We start from the raw sequence: 16,384 nt of genomic DNA, 5'->3' as shown, positions 1-16,384 counted from the left end.
GGTCAGCGTACCGCCGCCTGCCCTGGCTCGCCTGAGCCGAGCAACTGCCCCGTTCCCTGAAGCAATCGTTCCAAAGCCCCCTGATTGGCCAATACCACCGACCGACCCGCTGCCCCGGCCCGTGTCGCCGTGGCCGGCTGTTGGAAATAGCCGATCACCTGATCAGCCAGCTCGCTCGCATCCTCGACTATGCGCATGCTGCCAGCCTCCTCGAGCAAGGTGCTGACTTCAGCGAAGTTGAACCGATGAGGACCGGACAAAACCGGCAAGCCCAACGCAGCGGGCTCCAGGTAATTGTGCCCGCCGGTAGGCACCAGCGAGCCGCCAACGAACGCGACGTCGGCGCAGCCGAAAAACAGCATCATTTCACCCATGGTGTCACCCAACATGACCCGATCGGTGAATTGAGGTGAGCCCCCGGCAGTTCGGCGAATCATCTTCATGCCGTTCTCGCCGATCTGTCGCGCGACCGCGTCGAAGCGCTCCGGATGCCGAGGCACCAGAATCAGAAGGCTTTCTGGAAACGCCTGCAACACGGCCTGGTGCGCCTCAAGTACCAGCTGATCTTCACCTGCGTGGGTGCTGGCGGCGACCCATACCGGCCGCTCGCCCCAGCTATCGCGCCAGGCCTGCGCCTCGGCCTGCCTGGATGGGTCCGGTGTGATATCGAACTTGATACTTCCCGTCACGGTGAGCCTCGCCGGCTGGACACCGAGATCGATGAACCGATCCGCCTCAGGCCGGCTTTGCACGGCAGCCCAGTCGAGGCTGGCGAACATTGGACCGACCAGAGCCCGTACGCGCCGATAGCCCCGCGCCGAGCGCTCGGAGAGACGTCCGTTTGCCAGAACCACCGGAACCGCAGCACGCCGGCATTCTGCGACCAGATTGGGCCACAGCTCGGTTTCCATGATGATGCAGACTCTCGGTGCCAGGCGGCGAATGAACCGCCGCTGCAACCAGGGCAGGTCATACGGCAAATAGGCGTGCCCCACCGAATCACCGAACATTTTGCGAATCTGTTCCGAGCCTGTTGGCGTCATGCAGGTGACCGTGACCGGCAGATTCGGGTGGCGCCGCTGAAGCTCGCGAATCATCGGCGCGGCAGCTATCGACTCCCCTACTGACACCGCGTGCACCCAGATGCCGTCTGTCCTCAGGTCACCATCAAAGGCGAAACGCTCTCTCCAGCGCCTGGCATAGGCCGGAGCGCGCCAGGCGCGATATAGCAGGCGTAACAGAATGACCGGCAGCAGCAGAACAAAGAACAAAGTGTAGAGAAGACGAGGCATCGAGCAACTTACCTGTAGCGAATGCGGACAGCGCGAGCCCATAGAGTACCAGATGTGACCCGCGCGCCAGGCAGTGGCTATACTAGGAGCCCTTTCACACAAGGTGCGAACGCTTACCTCATGAGCAACTGCCTGGAAACCGACATCTGCATACTCGGCGGCGGCATCGCCGGCCTCTGGCTAAACGCGCGTCTGCGCAGCGAAGGCTACAGCACACTGTTGGTCGAGCGCGGCGCCCTCGGTGGCGGTCAAAGTAGTAAATCCCAGGGCATCATTCATGGGGGCACCAAATATGCTCTGCACGGCAAGCTAACCACAGCCGCCGAATCCATCGCCGCCATGCCGCAGCGCTGGCGTGACTGCCTGCAGGGCAAAGGCGATGTGGACTTGCGCGGGGTCAGACTACTGTCTGAACACCATTATCTTTGGTCGCCCGGCAACCTGATCAGCAACCTAGCCGGTTTCTTTGCCAGCAAAGCATTGCGTGGCCGGGTCGATCAGGTAAAGGGAGCCGAGCTTCCACCCGTGTTCGCCAACCCAGCCTTTCGCGGCAAGGTTTATCGACTGGCGGAGCTGGTGCTCGACGTTCCCGATGTCATCCGGCGCCTAGCCGAGCTATCCGGCGACAGCCTCGCGGTAGCCAGCTCGGCCCAAGTGCTGCGTCACGATGACGGCGGTGTCGCCGGCGTTCGTGTCGGTGACACGACGATAGTCGCCAAGCGCTACGTGCTCACAGCAGGTGAAGGCAACGAAGGCTTGTTGCAGAGCTGGGGCGTGCAACAGCCAGCCATGCAGCGCCGTCCCCTGCAGATGGTTCTGGCCAAGGGCCGGGATCTGCCAGCGTTGTACGCGCACTGCCTGGGCAGTAGTCCGAAACCGCGCATCACGGTCACCACCCATCCCTGCGCAGACAGCCAATGGTGTTGGTACCTCGGCGGTGAGCTGGCCGAACAGGGCGTCAGCATGACGCCCGATGCGCTGATTGACCGGGCACGCGCCGAGCTGAAGGAGCTGTTGCCCTGGGTGCGCCTGGACGACTGCCAATGGACCACCTTGCCGGTCAACCGGGCGGAGCCAGCACAAAGCGGCCTGGTCCGTCCGGACACCGCCTATCTGCAGGCGGTACACAACGTACTGGTGAGCTGGCCAACCAAGCTCGCCTTGGCTCCTGACCTGGCCGATCAGGCGCTGGCGGAGCTCAGGCAGCAGACCGTAGTCCCAGCGATCGCGCAACAAGCACACGGACTGCCCGCGCCGAAAATCGCGGCACCGGTATGGGATGTCGCGTTTTGATGGAAGGATTGCATTCTCACTACCGGAACCTCGGCAGCACCGGGCTATCAGTTTCGCCGCTGGGCCTGGGCACCGTTAAGCTTGGCCGCAATCAGGGCGTCAAATACCCGAGCCAGTTCCAGCTGCCCAGCGATGACGAGGCTCGCGAACTCATCGCGTTGGCGCACGATCTGGGTATCAATCTGATCGACACGGCACCAGCTTACGGCACCAGCGAGACTCGCCTGGGACCTCTGCTGGCCGGCCAGCGACATAAGTGGATCATCTGCAGCAAGGTCGGTGAGGAGTTCAGCGACGGCGAGTCGCACTTCGACTTCTCCGCTGCGCATACCCGTCGCTCCGTCCAGCGCTCGCTTGAGCGATTGCAAACCGACTATCTGGACATGGTATTGGTGCATTCCAACGGCGATGACCTGGCGGTCCTCGAGCAGGGCGCCTTCGACACGCTCGAGTCGTTGAAACGCGAGGGGCTCATTCGCGCGTTCGGATTGTCAGGCAAGACTATCGAAGGAGGCCTCGCCGCACTACAGCGCAGCGATTGCGCAATGGTCACTTACAACTTGCGTGAGCAGGCTGAAAGGCCAGTGCTAGACTTCGCTCTGGCGCACGGCAAGGGCATTCTGATCAAGAAGGCGCTTGCAAGCGGGCACCTGTGCAGCGAAGGCGCAGACCCGGTGCAGGAAGGCTTGAAACTGGTGCTGGGCCACCAGGCGGTGGCCAGCGCAATAATCGGCACCATCAATCGCGAACATCTCAAGAACAACGTTGCGGCCGCGCTGGCCGTGTTAGGTACCTGATATCGGAGCGAGACATGCCACGGATCATCGCACGCAGTAATCCTGTCGTTTTCAAGACCCAGGCCATTCGCGTGGAAGCCACACCGGAATGTCTTCGCTATATCCCCGTCGGTTCGCCGATGAATTTCGCCGACATGCTTGCCCTGCGCAATCCGATCAGCGTTGACGACCCAGAGAGATTCAGCCTCACCGTTGCCAACCTGGGTGTGTCGGCGGACCTGCGGGTCACCTTGCAGGGTCGCGATTTTCACCTCATGGTGCGTCAGGACCGCCCGGATCGCGGTGACCGGGTACTGAAGCTGTTGTCTGGCTACGTGCCGGCCCACGAACTGCGCGTGCCGTTGCTGACAGCCATGACCGAAATCGCCGAGGAGCTATTGCTGGAAGGCCGCGGTGGGTGGCTCCAGGGCCAGTATCAGAACACTTGGCTGCCAACGCCCTACGCGTCGGAGCTACCGGTCGACAGCGAGTCGCATTTTTCCCTGTCTCCGGAGCGAGGGCATACCAGGCCGGTCTATTGCGGAGAGCTGCAGCTCCAGGAGCGACCACGCGCCTATGTGCATCTCCCGACCAACTCGTTGCAGCTGGTCTACCACTTGCAAATCGAGTTGCCCGATGAGGCCACGCAGCTGAGCGCGCTGCACGCGGACGAGAAACTCGACACGGAGGGGCAGCTGACCGCCAGCATGGACTACGAAGCGCCCGAGGTCTTTCTCGTCGAACAGCTGGCTCCACTCGAAGCCAGCCGACTGTACACGCTGGAAAAAGGACAGCTGGTCGAGCAGGATCCGACTGGCATCGTTCTGAGCGAAGCGCTGGCACCGCAGCAGGGCTGGATTATCGATGCTCAGCGCACGTACTGGCCAGATGGCCTGGCGGTGTTCTGATTCAGAACTACCGGTGAGCCCGGTGCTTCAGCGGTCGGATTTCTCGCGGACGCGCTCGATGATTGCTGTGGTCGAGCAGCTATCGACGAAGTTCAGCACCTTGACCGTCCCACCGTAGCCCTGGACGATTGGCGCGCCAACAACCTGCTCGACCGTATAGTCGCCGCCCTTGACCAGCACATCGGGGCGGATCATTTCGAGCAGAGCTTCCGGCGTATCGTCGGGAAACGAAACCACCCAATCCACTGCCCCTAGCCCCGCCAGCACAGCCATCCGGCGGTCAACGCTGTTGATCGGCCTTCCCGGGCCCTTGAGCCGGCTCACCGAGGCATCGTCGTTGACCGCCACGATCAGCCTGTCACCCTGGCTGCGCGCCTCTTCGAGATAGCCGACGTGGCCTGCATGGATGATGTCGAAGCACCCGTTGGTGAATACGATGCGCTCGCCATGTGCCCGGGCGTCTTCGATGGCCACCAGCAGCTGTTCGACCCCAAGCACTCCGCGTTCGCTGCCCTGCTCGCGCTGCACCGCCCGACGGAGCTCCGGAGCGCTGATCGCCGCGGTGCCCAGTTTGCCGATAACGATGCCGGCTGCAAGGTTCGAAAGACCTACCGCATTGGCCAGAGGCTCATCCGCCGCTAGCGCCGCGGCCAGTGTGGAGATGACGGTATCGCCCGCACCGGTCACGTCGAACACTTCGCGAGCACGAGCAGGCAGGTGCAGCGGTAGTTGCCCCTTCGAGAGCAGCGTCATGCCCTGCTCGCTACGTGTCACCAGCAATGCTTCCAGCTCCAGCTGATCGATCAGCTCCATGCCCTTGTCCACCAGCTCTTGCTCGCTGGTGCATTCGCCCACCACCGCCTCGAACTCGGAAAGGTTCGGCGTGATCAACGTCGCGCCGCGATAAATCGAGAAGTCCTTCCCCTTTGGATCGGCCAATACCGGGACATTCTTCTCACGGGCCGCAGCAATAAGTGCCTGATGATTGACCAAGGCGCCCTTGCCATAATCGGAGAGGACCATCACCTTGACCTTGTCGAGCATCCCGCGAACGGCTGCAAGAATGGACTCTCCGTCGGTGTCGAAGCGTTCTTCGAAATCCAGTCGGATGAGCTGTTGGTGTCGACTCATGACGCGTAGCTTGGTGATGGTTGGGCGGTCCGAGTGCGCCTGGAAGTCACAGAACACACCAGCGGCGTTCAGCCGCTGCTTGAGGCTCAACGCAGCTTCGTCATCGCCGGTCACGCCTACCAGCCAGGCCGGCGCGCCTAGTGCCGAAATATTCAACGCAACGTTGCCGGCACCGCCTGGGCGATCTTCGATCTGGTCGACCTTGACCACCGGAACAGGTGCTTCCGGTGAGATGCGATGGGTCGGGCCATGCCAGTAGCGGTCGAGCATGACATCACCCACCACAAGAACGGGGGCAGAGTCGAAGCGGGGCATGGTCAATTTCATAATCTGTCGATACCTGTAATGCGGCCCTAGCGGACCGGTTCATGCTTGAGCGCTGGGCGCCTCGTCCTGAAACTGCATGTTGTGCAGCCGTGCATAATAGCCTTTGCGAGCGAGGAGTTCGGCATGGGTGCCTCGCTCCACAATGCGGCCTTCATCCATCACCAGAATCAGATTGGCGTTTTCGATGGTCGACAGACGATGTGCGATGACCAGCGTGGTCCGGCCTTCCATGACGCGATCCAGAGCACTCTGAATGTGCCGTTCCGATTCGGTATCCAGCGCTGAGGTGGCTTCGTCGAGAATCAGTATCGGTGCGTCCTTGAGGAGCGCTCTGGCGATGGCCAGGCGCTGTCGCTGACCACCCGAAAGTAACACCCCATTCTCGCCGACCGTCGTACCGAAACCTTCGGGCAGCGCCTCAATGAACTGGCGAGCGTTCGCGGCCTCGGCAGCTCTGACGATATCGTCATGGGGGGCGTCCGCCAGATCGCCATAGGCAATGTTCGCCGCGACGCTATCGTTGAACAGGGTGACGTGCTGCGTGACCAACGCGATATGACGGCGCAGGTTACGCAGCCGATAAGCCGTCACGTCGACGCCGTCGATGAGAATCCGACCCTCGGTATGCTCGTAGAAGCGCGGCAGCAGATTGGCCAGCGTGGATTTACCGCTGCCAGACCGTCCGACCAGGGCCACCATCTGGCCAGGTTCGATCGTCACGTCGATATCGTCCAGCACCCGTTTGCTGGTGCCCGGATAGGTAAAACCCATACCGCGCATTTCGATCCGACCCTCGAGCCGGTCGCGCTCGACCGTGCCGGTATCGGTCTCTTGCGGCTCGTCGAGTTGCTCGAAGATGTTTTCTGCGGCTGCAATGCCCTTCTGGATGTTCGCGCTGACTTCGGACAATTGACGCACCGGCTTCGGCAACAGCCCTGCAGCGGTGATGTAGGCGACCAGTTCGCCAGGTGTGGCATCGCCACGAAGGAGCAACACCAGAAACATGACCACTGCCATTGCGGTGTAGGTCACGAGCTGCAAGCTGGGGGTGAAGATCGCGCTAGTACGCGTCATCTTCAGCCCGCGTTGCCGATTGGCCTCGCTGGCGGTGTGGAATCGCTCGGTCTCGTAGCCCTCGCCGCCGAAGCTGCGCACGACGCGGTATCCCGTGATGGTTTCGGAAGTGACATGGGTCACATCACCCATCGCCAACTGGATCTTCTTGCTCTGTTTGCGAAATTTCTTGCTCGCGCTTGTCACCATCAGACCAATGAACGGAAGGATCGCCATGAGAACCAGCGTCAACTTCCAGTTCATGTACAGCAGATAAGCAAACAGGAAGACGACCGTCAGGCCTTCTCGAAAGATCACCTTGATTGCATCCGTGGCCGCGCCGGTGACCATGGTGGTGTTATAGGTGATCCGCGAGACGAGGTGGCCAGAGTTGTGCTGATCGAAGTAACGGTTCGGCAGCGTCAGCAGATTTTTGAAAAGCCCTGTGCGCAGGTCGTGCACCACGCCTAGCGATACCTCCGCTATGAAGTAGTTGCCCAGATAGGAGCCGACACCCTGATAGACCGCAATAACGATTATGAAGAGCGGAAAGCCCCATATCAGCGGCACACCGAGGAACTGGGCGCCTCCGCCTTCGGTCAGCCCGTCGACGAAATATTGCAACATCCACGCCATGGCAGGCTGGCTGGAGGCGAATATCAGGAAGCCAAGAATACTGAGTGCGAAGGCAAACCAGTAGGGCTTGACGAATCCCAGCAGCCGCAGATAAATGCGCGCCGAGGAGCGCAAAAAGCTTTCATTTCCAGGATTCTTGGTCGAATCGGTCATGTACACATCGCTTTGTTCGTGGTCAGCGAAGTCTATCACAAGGGGGTGCGGCAGCGGTTCGGGCCGGGGGCGTCCCAACGTCTTTCCCATCGAAACCAAGCTGGTAGACTAAGCCCTTTTCTGGACGAGTGACATGAAGCTGCTGACGCGACAAACATTCGAAAACATGCGTTCTGGCGCACGTGTCGTCGAGCAGGATCATTATGGGGAAAAGGTGTTGCTTCTGAGCGACGGGACTTATCTGAAACTGTTTCGTCGTAAGTCATGGTTTTCGAAGACAGCGTTCTATCCCCCTGCAAAACGGTTCGCCGACAACGCTTGGTCGCTGGCAACCCTGGCGATTCCGTGCCCTGCAGTATTGCAGACCTATCGTATGACATCGCCGTATCGGTCAGTGGTGCATTACGTGCCGTTGGCAGGTCAGACGCTTCGCACTCTGATGAAAACAGCCGATGAATCGCAACAGCGGGCATTACTCGAGGGGCTCGGCGACTTCATAGCGCTTCTGCATGATAAAGGCGTGTATTTCCGCTCCCTTCACTTCGGAAACATCGTGCTGACCCCTGAGCAGCAATTCGGTCTCATCGATATCTCGGACATGCGCTGTTTGAATCGACCGCTGTCAGTCCGCATGCGTCGCCGGAATTATGAACACCTGTTGCGCTATCAGGAAGACTGGGACCTGCTGCCTGGCGAATTGCTCGAGTCCCTGCAACGCGACGTGATCCGTGGATAGGAAGCTACTCGACACCAAGCAAGGCAGGAAGAGACCAGAATCGATTGCGGGCCGCGTCGTCTGAGAAACGCTGCTGCAGGCGTTGTTCCATTCCCGCGCGTAACCTCTCGAGTTCCGTCTGAGAATATTCCGAAGCGGTAACCATGCTAGCCGCAAGCGACAGGGCATCCTTGGCCGTGAACTGCTGGCCACAATCGTCGACTACTTCTGGAGCTCCGCCGCCATCGCTCGATATAAGGGGCACACCCGCCGCCATCGCTTCGAGCAAAACCATCCCGAATGGCTCGCGGCTTGAGCTCAATACGAACACATCGAAAGCCTTGAACAATCTGCGCGCATCGTGAATCTGCCCGGTAAATATCACCTGATCGGAAATGTTCAGCTGCGATGCAAGTCCCTTCAGTTCATGCTCAAGCCGACCGGTTCCGCACATGACCAATACGCTCTTGAGCGGCAGGTTTGGCTTGGCTGCAGCGAACCCACGCAGGAGAGTGGCCTGATCCTTGTCCGGGTGCAGGCGGCCGACGTGGCCCACGACCCAGGCATCCTGGGCGATGCCGAGCCTCTCGCGCGCGTCATCGCGCGGATATAATGCGTGTTTGATGGCTGCGACATCGATACGGTTGTAGAGCGTATGTATTCGCTCTTCCGGCCATCCGGGGATGGAAGACAGGATGTCTGCTTTGATCGAATCGGAAACAGCGAGCAGATTCAAACGGTGCCGGAACGCTCGAGAATACAGCTTTCTGCTGAGACGCTTGAAGTCACCATAGGTATGATGCACGGAGATGATTGGCAGTTCGGTGGCCATGCAGGCGATATAGCCCGGCTTGGTCCTGTGAGTAATGCAGAGCCGGAAATCGCGCGTTGCGGCAATCTTGCGAAACTCGCGAATCGCCTTAAGCTTGAAACCTCGTACCGTTCGACTCGAGTACTCCATGAAGAGAACCTCGTCGCAGTTGCAGGCAGAGGCAACCGCAGCATTGGAGCGGCCGGTGAGAAATACCGTTGTAACCTTGTACGGAGTGCCTGTAAACAGGCTCGCGTATTGGCGGGCCGAGTCGAGGTACGGACCTTCGTAACCGTAGCAGAACTGCAGGACCCTCAGTTCATTGGAGCTCGTCATGTGCTGCCTTCTTTTACCCGCGACATTCCACTACCAGCTCAGGCGAGAGCCGTCAGATCTGTCAAAACGGCGAAGAAAGAGTGGGCAGCCCAAGCCAGTCCTTTCCAATGAGAGCCAATCAGTGCGGAAAAATTCAATCTGGGCGGACATCTGCAGAGTTCGCCCCAGGCAAATACGTGTTTGGTGTGTCTTGACGGTCGGTGAGATCAGCTATCCAGAGCGATGCCGCAGCGGGGCCGCCTGAGATGAACCGATTGGTCAATCATTATTGGAAACGATGGTTACGTCGCAATCGGCTCAAGCTGGCACAAGGGCCGCGTGCCCTGCCAAGAGACGGGCGGCTGATCCTGGAGCCTCGCGTCGAAATCGGGGACGTGATCATCGAAACCCGAGACCTGACGATCGGGCACAGTTCTTATATACGTAGCGGCGGGCAACTGATTGCGGTGGAAAGCATCGGCAGGTACTGCTCGATCGGCAACCGGGTGATGATCGGTGTTGGGCGCGACACTCACCCGGTTCGCTGGGTTACCACCCATCCATTTGCGAACGACGCTGGACAGGCACATCACGCACAGAACGAACCGGTAGTGATCGACCACGACGTCTGGATTGGCCAGGACGTCATCATCATGTCCGGCGTACGCATTGGGACCGGTGCCGTCATTGCAGCCGGTGCCGTGGTCACCAAGCACGTCGCGCCTTATACAATCGTCGGTGGAAATCCTGCGCGAATGATAAAGGTTCGCTTCGACACCGACATAACAGAGCGGCTTCTTGCGTCAAGGTGGTGGGAAACAGACCATGCCGATCTAGTCCGCATGCAGTTGGACGATCCAGCGATATTTTTAAGTGCGATCGAGTCTTCTCCTGCCACGCCTGCCGTCGCTGCCTATGAACAAACGCTGATCACCCGAAGCGGCTGCAAGAAGGCTGATTGAGACGGGGCCTGCAGATTTAAGAGAGGCGCCCAGATCGTGTGTTCGCTCAGGAGGCCGGTTTCAGTTGGCTGGGATAACCAAGCGCCCTCGTCGCGGAAGCCAGCCCTGCCGGGAGCAATAACAACAGCCATAGCTCGTTAGGACTGTCGAGCACCTTATGACCGTCGAAGTTGACCATAATCAACCCGAGCAATAACGCGTACCCCCACATGTTTCGCGCCCTGGCTGCGTTGAACAGTACCGCTGCCATCAGCGTGACGAAAAGTATAGCGCCCGGAAGTCCGCCGTACATCGCCAAGGAAAGGTAGACATTGTGCGGATGGTTGATCGTCATGCCGTCTGCCAACTGGATCATGGGGGAGTAATCGATGCCGCAGCCCTGCCAGTACCCGCACCTGCCCAAGACGTCTAGGTAGTGTTCCCAAAGTTCCAGACGATAGCTGTCACCACGCGCCCATAACGTGGACAGAGCAGGAACCCAGCTAGCCAGCACGGCCACTCCCACCAGCAGCGCAGCGAACCCCAGAAAAGCGATCTTGGGATATCTGCGCACGCTGTCGGAAGCAATGAATCCGAGCGCAAAGAGAGTGATGAACAATCCGACCAGGCCCGATCGACTCTGCAATACGTACCCACACACAAACAGTGCGCACAGCATAGCCAGGGTCATCTCCCATCTACGGTTGTTTCTGACCCAGGTCGTTATGCACAGACCGAAACAGATGCTGATCCACATTGATGTGTAGATCGGCCCAGCCATCCGGCCGGATAACCACAACACTCGTTCACCGACCGGAACTGCACCGGCTATCCACAACCACAACGCGTTCAGCATTACGTATGCGATGGTGGCCCAGAAGAGCGACCTGACCAGAAAACTCCATTGGAAAAAGCTGTGTGACACCAGACAACCCAGCACGAATACGAACAGCGCAACATACAGGAGGTGCTTCAGGAAAGAGAGGTCACCGTCTGATACACCCCTGACGGCGAAATAGCCGAAGAATATCAACCAAAGCGCGCCCAGCCAGGATAGACGCTTCGCTGCTACGTAACCCGGCAGAAACACCACGGCAGGAATTGCGAGGAAAACGTAAAAGACATTGTTCACCATCTTGCTCGACGGCAGAACAAGAAACGACGCGACGAACACCAGCGTGGCCGCGGAGAAGTATTTCGTACTCGGTTTGTCACCCAGCACATCGGGCAAGCGAGACAGCATCAGTCAGCCCCTGTCGGCATCGAACGAGTGGTGTTCAGTTAGGGACAATGAATCCGCTTCGGTTGATCTTGAATTCCAGCGTTGACGGACTGACCGGATCGCAGACCGCTTCCCCTTTTTCCAGGTGCCCGCCCTCGGCACGGTAGCCCTTTTTCCAGAATTCCTGCTTCCAGTTCAGGAAATGGAAGTACATGAAACCACGGGACTCGAGATCGTTCGTAAGCTTGCCCTCCCGCCAACGCCATTCGTTCGGAAACTCCTGGCTACCGTCCAGCCAGGGGATACGGCAACCCGGAGTGGAATGCTGCTCCTCGAAATATGGCGATATTCGCAGCGGGTTTCCTCCTGGCAACAGCGTCTGCATCTTTAGCGGCCAGTTCTTGTGACGATAGAACAGTTTGCTGAACGCTCGCTCATCGAGCCGCTGGTTATCGGGACTTTCGAGCAATTCGCGCCAGTCTGATAACTGCTGGAAGGCGTCGATCAGTTTGCGTTCGGTGCGAAATAACGAGCAATGACCTGAGACGCGCCGTGCATGGGTAAAGATCGCGTCGTGGGCCAACACATCTTCAGTCAGGAAGTCGCGCAACTCCCCGAAGACCACATCCATGTCGCAGAAGCCCCAGAAGTCATACCCGACGATGTCCGCTTCGTGGATGAATCCGTACATGGGTTTCAGATCGCAAAGCTTGTACGGCCGGGTAGGAGAAAACGAGACGTCGAGCTTGTCGCTGACGAAGGAGCTGTACTCCTCAAACGAGAGCGTTTGGAAGGCGACGTTTTGCGGGGCATCAGCAGGAGGAGGCGAGTCGCCAAGAATGAGCCAGTTGATGCTCGCGTTATGACGACACGTCAAAAGGAAGTAATCGAACCAAAATGGCCAGGTGCCGAAATACGGCAATATGAATATGATTTTTTTCATCCGAACCAGCGATCCCGCCAGGACAGCCTATCGCTACGGGGCATGAGGGGCTGTGCGAGTATGTCATACAGGCGCTCCCCCATCCGCTGAAATGCAAAGCGGGACTCGGCGAGCAGCTGTCCGTTCCTAGCGATAGTTCTGATTGCTTCAGGGCGCGCACGGAGCGTCTCGAGCTTCGCAGCGAACTCATCGGCATCTTTGAAAAGCACGACGTTCTTCATGTCTTCGAAGCCCAGCGCGCGCGTCTCTTCAATGCCGTGATCATAAGCCATGAGCAGACATCCTGCTCCCATCGCTTCGAAGTTCTTGGCCATGTACTCGCCCAAGCCTATATCCGCAGAGACGAATATCTCGATTCGAGCCAGCGTCCGAGCGTAATCGAGGCCCGGGGCGGTACGCAGGAGCTGTAATTCGTGGCGGCGGCTGAGCTCTTCGAGAAGCTCTCCTCGCTGACGGTACACATCAGAATGCACCTTACCTATGAAACCGAGCGGGATGTTTCGCTCCATTCCGTGGTCGTGAATGACGCTAGCGTCATAGCCTTTGGGCAGGAAATGGACGTCAAAGCCCTCACGGCGGAACTTGTTCGCCACAGTAGCACCGGAAACGATGATCCGCGGGTGTGCGAGGCGGCGGAAATAGGTGGAAAAACGACCGCGATATTTACTCTGCACGATGTAATTCTGGCAGGCATCGTATTCAAAGATGACCAGATTGGGTATGTCGCGCATTACCTTCCACTGCTTCATCTCCTTCTTGGTTCTGAGCGTCGTCATGACCCGATCATATGTCGAGAAGTCATAGGTCGCCAGAGTCTCGGACAGGTCTGCCTGCTGCGCCGCATCGAGAGGAGACAGCGTGACGCTGGCAAACGCACCGAGCGACTCCGCGAGTCGATCGAAGGCATGGACCTCATAGCTCTGCGTCAGCCACAGGATATTCATGATGCTGTCCAGGTCACTGCCACGAAGGCAGCGATGAGACGGGTGGCAGATTGATTCATCGAAGCTCCAGCGCCCAACGCTCGGCAAGAGACCAGAATCGGGCCTTCGCAGCGGCGTCGGAAAATTCAGTTTGTAGACGAGGGTAATCGACCGCTGCCGAGGTTCTGGATGTAGCTACCAGCTGAGCGGCTAATGCTCTCGAGTCGCCCAACGGGAACAATCTTCCCTCCCCCGCCACGACCTCCCTGCCGCCACCACAGTCGGAGCAGATGATCGGCAGCCCGGCTGCCATCGCCTCCAGGAGAACCATCCCGAATGGCTCATGATCCGAGGACAACGCAAAGCTATCGAACGCGCGAAACTTCGTTCGGGCATTCGGAACCTGGCCGGGAAAGGATACTTTGTCACCGACGCCTAGCGTTGCAGCCAGCTTTTTGAGGGATTGCTCAAGCGGCCCGGTACCAGCGATGAACAACCTGGAATCGGACGGCAACTGGGGAAGCGCCTCGGCGAAAGCCTCGATGAGCGTGGCCTGATCCTTGTCGGGATGCAGACGACCGACGTTTCCGATTACGTAAGTCGAAGAATCCAGACCCAGCTCTTTTCTAGCCTCGCTTTTAGGCAGCAACTCGGATCGAACGGCAGCAACATCGATACGGTTGTAGAGCGTTTCGATGCGATCTGCCTGAAACCTCGGCATAGATTCAGCGATATCCCGCGCCACAGCCTGAGAAACGCCCAACAGCATCAGCCTCGACCGGAAGGTTGACGCAAGCAGTCTACGCGAGACTCTGTCGTACACGCCGAACGCGTGCTGAACCCCGATCACCGGGATGCCGGTTGCGAACAGCGCAATGTATGTGGGTTTGAAACGGTGAGCGATGCAGAAGGAAAATTGCCTACCACGGGCGATGCGCCGGATTTCTCGAATGGCCTTGAATTTCAGGCCCCTAATATCGCGACCCCCCAGGCCAAGGAAGATGACTTCATCCGATGCAGACCCCGCCGCGACTGCGTCACTTGGTTCCCCGGTCAAATACACCGTGCAGATCCGGTAATCCGTGGAATCAAAAAGCGCGGCATACTGACGCGCGCAGTCGAGGAACGGTCCGCTGTATCCATGGCAGACCTGGAGCACCCAGCGCGTTGGCTTCGACTCGGTCACGATGGGCTAACCGAACCAGATTTTGTTACCAACACATCCTCCATGATCAGATACTGCAGATCCGACCCATAGAACATGTTCAGTGCATCAGTCGGTGAACAGACCATTGGCTCCCCACGGCGGTTGAGTGACGTGTTCAGTACCACGCCATTGCCGGTGAGTCGCTCCAATTCCTTCATCAGATCGTAGTAACGCGGGTTGTATTCCCGCTTGAGCACCTGGGCACGAGCCGTGCCATCTTCGTGCACCACCTCCGGGACCCTGGCTTTCCACTCTTCATTCACTTCGAACGTGAATGTCATGAAGGGTGACGGGTGGTCGACGCTGAGCATCTGCGGCGCGACGGTGTCCAGCATCGAGGGGCAGAACGGGCGCCAGCGCTCGCGGAACTTGATTTGTTCGTTGATTCGATCGGCGACGCCGGACGAACTCGGGCTTCCGATGATCGAGCGGCCACCAAGCGCTCGGGGACCGAATTCCATCCGCCCCTGGAACCAGGCTACCGGATTGCCATCAGTCAATATCTGGGCGATTTGACCAGGCACGTCGTCCAGTCGCTGCCAGTCGGGCTGGTTCGGGTGGCGGGCACACGCGGCGATAACGTCTTCATTCGAGTAGCTCGGCCCCAGATAAACATGTTCCATCTTCTCGACCGCAACACCGTTCTGTTCGGAGATATAGGCCGCAGCACCCACGGCCGTTCCTGCATCGCCGGAGGCAGGCTGCACGAATAGCTCGGTGACATCTGGCCGGGCGATGATCCGCTGGTTGAGTTTGACGTTCAGGGCACAGCCGCCTGCGAAGGCGATTCGACCGGTCTCGCGCAATATGTCGCCAAGATAGTAATCGATCATCTCCAGCGCCAGCTTTTCGAAAAGCGCTTGCATGCTGGCAGCGTAGTGAATGTACGGATCGTCCGCTATGTCACCTTCGCGCTTGGGGCCGAGCCACTCGATCAATTTCGGAGAGAAATAGTAACCCTTGCCCTTTTCTTTGTAGCGCCGAAAGCCGATGACGTTGGCGTATTCGGTATTGATCACCAGTTCGCCGTTCTCGAATTTGGCCAGACGCGAGAAGTCGTATCTGGTCGCATCCCCGTATGGGGCCATGCCCATGACCTTGAATTCGCCATCGAGCATTTCAAAACCGAGGTACTCGGTGAGCGCACCGTACAGCCCGCCCAGCGAATCCGGGTCATAGAATTCCTTGATCTTGTGAATCTTGCCGTTCTCGCCCCAGCCAAAGAAGGTCGTGGCGTACTCCCCCTTGCCGTCGATGCCGAGGATCGCAGTCTTTTCCTTGATACCTGAGCAGTGATACGCGCTGGAGGCGTGGGCCAAATGATGTTCGACCGGCTCGAGGCGCACCTTCTTCGCGTCGAAGCCGAGCTGCTCCAGGCACCACAGGATCTTTCTGCGATAACGATTGAAGCGGCGATTGCCGGCGAAGATGGCGTCGAGTGAACGGTCAGGGGCATACCAGTAGCGCTTGGCATAATGCCACCGGGCCTTACCGAAAATGCTGATCGGCGCGAAGGGAATCGTGACTATGTCCACGTCTGCCGGGGTGATGCCAGCCTGCTCCAGACAGAACTTGGCGGACTCGTAAGGCATGCGGTTCTTGGCATGCTTGTCGCGCACGAAGCGCTCCTCCTCCACCGCAGCAATGAGCTTGCCGTCGATGTAGAGGGCAGCCGAGGGATCGTGACTCAATGCGCCTGAAAGTCCGAGAATAGTCAGTGCCACTGTATTGCCGCCTC

At 58.8% G+C, this 16,384-nt stretch carries 14 protein-coding genes; 5 read left to right on the top strand and 9 right to left on the bottom strand.

Annotation, left to right across the window (positions count from 1 at the left end; all coding sequences use genetic code 11):
• Nucleotides 1–2: 2 nt before the first annotated feature.
• Nucleotides 3–1,292 carry a lipid IV(A) 3-deoxy-D-manno-octulosonic acid transferase gene (waaA, locus tag BLT85_RS01755; protein ID WP_093391535.1) on the bottom strand — a complete coding sequence of 430 codons (1,290 nt, stop codon included), beginning with the start codon at nucleotides 1,290–1,292 and terminating at the stop codon, nucleotides 3–5.
• A 120-nt stretch (nucleotides 1,293–1,412) separates the two neighbouring features.
• On the opposite strand from waaA, the gene BLT85_RS01750 reads away from it, so the two are divergent.
• From BLT85_RS01750 to BLT85_RS01740, 3 genes are read left to right on the top strand one after another with little or no spacing between them, the layout of a single operon-like run.
• Nucleotides 1,413–2,585, top strand: coding sequence for an NAD(P)/FAD-dependent oxidoreductase (locus BLT85_RS01750; RefSeq protein ID WP_093391534.1), 1,173 nt, complete (start codon nucleotides 1,413–1,415; stop codon nucleotides 2,583–2,585).
• Complete coding sequence (locus tag BLT85_RS01745; protein ID WP_093391533.1) at nucleotides 2,585–3,382, top strand: aldo/keto reductase; 798 nt, start codon at nucleotides 2,585–2,587, stop codon at nucleotides 3,380–3,382. The genes BLT85_RS01750 and BLT85_RS01745 overlap by 1 nt, the downstream gene beginning before the upstream one ends.
• Before the next feature lie 14 nt (nucleotides 3,383–3,396).
• Nucleotides 3,397–4,269, top strand: coding sequence for a hypothetical protein (locus BLT85_RS01740; protein WP_093391532.1), 873 nt, complete (start codon nucleotides 3,397–3,399; stop codon nucleotides 4,267–4,269).
• 27 nt (nucleotides 4,270–4,296) lie between these two features.
• Here BLT85_RS01740 and hldE read toward each other — a convergent pair whose 3' ends face one another.
• Both hldE and msbA read right to left on the bottom strand, forming a co-directional pair.
• The gene (gene hldE, locus BLT85_RS01735) at nucleotides 4,297–5,727 is read right to left on the bottom strand and encodes a bifunctional D-glycero-beta-D-manno-heptose-7-phosphate kinase/D-glycero-beta-D-manno-heptose 1-phosphate adenylyltransferase HldE (protein ID WP_093391531.1); all 1,431 of its coding nucleotides are present in this window, start codon (nucleotides 5,725–5,727) and stop codon (nucleotides 4,297–4,299) included.
• A 39-nt stretch (nucleotides 5,728–5,766) separates the two neighbouring features.
• The gene (gene msbA, locus BLT85_RS01730; protein WP_093391530.1) at nucleotides 5,767–7,569 is read right to left on the bottom strand and encodes a lipid A export permease/ATP-binding protein MsbA; all 1,803 of its coding nucleotides are present in this window, start codon (nucleotides 7,567–7,569) and stop codon (nucleotides 5,767–5,769) included.
• A gap of 133 nt (nucleotides 7,570–7,702) precedes the next feature.
• Here msbA and BLT85_RS01725 point away from each other — a divergent pair, with 133 nt between their 5' ends.
• The gene (locus BLT85_RS01725) at nucleotides 7,703–8,305 is read left to right on the top strand and encodes a lipopolysaccharide kinase InaA family protein (protein WP_093391529.1); all 603 of its coding nucleotides are present in this window, start codon (nucleotides 7,703–7,705) and stop codon (nucleotides 8,303–8,305) included.
• Between the two features lie 4 nt (nucleotides 8,306–8,309).
• Here BLT85_RS01725 and BLT85_RS01720 read toward each other — a convergent pair whose 3' ends face one another.
• Complete coding sequence (locus BLT85_RS01720) at nucleotides 8,310–9,431, bottom strand: glycosyltransferase (protein ID WP_093391528.1); 1,122 nt, start codon at nucleotides 9,429–9,431, stop codon at nucleotides 8,310–8,312.
• 245 nt (nucleotides 9,432–9,676) lie between these two features.
• On the opposite strand from BLT85_RS01720, the gene BLT85_RS01715 reads away from it, so the two are divergent.
• A complete protein-coding gene (locus BLT85_RS01715) occupies nucleotides 9,677–10,372 on the top strand; it encodes a CatB-related O-acetyltransferase (RefSeq protein ID WP_093391527.1) in 696 nt (231 codons plus the stop codon).
• Nucleotides 10,373–10,418: 46 nt separating this feature from the next.
• On the opposite strand, the gene BLT85_RS01710 is transcribed toward BLT85_RS01715, so the two are convergent.
• From BLT85_RS01710 to BLT85_RS01690, 5 genes are read right to left on the bottom strand one after another with little or no spacing between them, the layout of a single operon-like run.
• On the bottom strand, nucleotides 10,419–11,573 hold the full coding sequence (locus tag BLT85_RS01710; protein ID WP_331456736.1) for an O-antigen ligase family protein: 1,155 nt from the start codon (nucleotides 11,571–11,573) through the stop codon (nucleotides 10,419–10,421).
• Between the two features lie 55 nt (nucleotides 11,574–11,628).
• The gene (locus BLT85_RS01705; RefSeq protein WP_093391525.1) at nucleotides 11,629–12,516 is read right to left on the bottom strand and encodes a DUF6625 family protein; all 888 of its coding nucleotides are present in this window, start codon (nucleotides 12,514–12,516) and stop codon (nucleotides 11,629–11,631) included.
• Entirely contained in the window at nucleotides 12,513–13,460 is a 948-nt protein-coding gene (locus BLT85_RS01700) for a glycosyltransferase family protein (protein WP_093391524.1), read from the bottom strand. The genes BLT85_RS01705 and BLT85_RS01700 overlap by 4 nt, the downstream gene beginning before the upstream one ends.
• A 55-nt stretch (nucleotides 13,461–13,515) precedes the next feature.
• A complete protein-coding gene (locus BLT85_RS01695; RefSeq protein WP_231701512.1) occupies nucleotides 13,516–14,625 on the bottom strand; it encodes a glycosyltransferase in 1,110 nt (369 codons plus the stop codon).
• Nucleotides 14,622–16,370 carry a carbamoyltransferase family protein gene (locus tag BLT85_RS01690; protein ID WP_093391523.1) on the bottom strand — a complete coding sequence of 583 codons (1,749 nt, stop codon included), beginning with the start codon at nucleotides 16,368–16,370 and terminating at the stop codon, nucleotides 14,622–14,624. Before BLT85_RS01690 ends, BLT85_RS01695 begins: the two co-directional genes overlap by 4 nt.
• Between the last annotated feature and the right edge of the window lie 14 nt (nucleotides 16,371–16,384).

Origin of the sequence: Halopseudomonas xinjiangensis, assembly GCF_900104945.1 — a bacterium.
Lineage (GTDB): Bacteria > Pseudomonadota > Gammaproteobacteria > Pseudomonadales > Pseudomonadaceae > Halopseudomonas > Halopseudomonas xinjiangensis.
This window is presented reverse-complemented; position numbering and strand designations above follow the sequence as displayed.

Coding starts and splice junctions, on each gene's coding strand:
- BLT85_RS01705 (WP_093391525.1), bottom strand. CDS start 12,516: ATGAAAAAAATCATATTCATATTGCCGTATTTCGGCACCTGGCCATTT.
- waaA (WP_093391535.1), bottom strand. CDS start 1,292: ATGCCTCGTCTTCTCTACACTTTGTTCTTTGTTCTGCTGCTGCCGGTC.
- BLT85_RS01715 (WP_093391527.1), top strand. CDS start 9,677: ATGAACCGATTGGTCAATCATTATTGGAAACGATGGTTACGTCGCAAT.
- BLT85_RS01740 (WP_093391532.1), top strand. CDS start 3,397: ATGCCACGGATCATCGCACGCAGTAATCCTGTCGTTTTCAAGACCCAG.
- BLT85_RS01750 (WP_093391534.1), top strand. CDS start 1,413: ATGAGCAACTGCCTGGAAACCGACATCTGCATACTCGGCGGCGGCATC.
- hldE (WP_093391531.1), bottom strand. CDS start 5,727: ATGAAATTGACCATGCCCCGCTTCGACTCTGCCCCCGTTCTTGTGGTG.
- msbA (WP_093391530.1), bottom strand. CDS start 7,569: ATGACCGATTCGACCAAGAATCCTGGAAATGAAAGCTTTTTGCGCTCC.
- BLT85_RS01745 (WP_093391533.1), top strand. CDS start 2,585: ATGGAAGGATTGCATTCTCACTACCGGAACCTCGGCAGCACCGGGCTA.
- BLT85_RS01700 (WP_093391524.1), bottom strand. CDS start 13,460: ATGAATATCCTGTGGCTGACGCAGAGCTATGAGGTCCATGCCTTCGAT.
- BLT85_RS01725 (WP_093391529.1), top strand. CDS start 7,703: ATGAAGCTGCTGACGCGACAAACATTCGAAAACATGCGTTCTGGCGCA.
- BLT85_RS01720 (WP_093391528.1), bottom strand. CDS start 9,431: ATGACGAGCTCCAATGAACTGAGGGTCCTGCAGTTCTGCTACGGTTAC.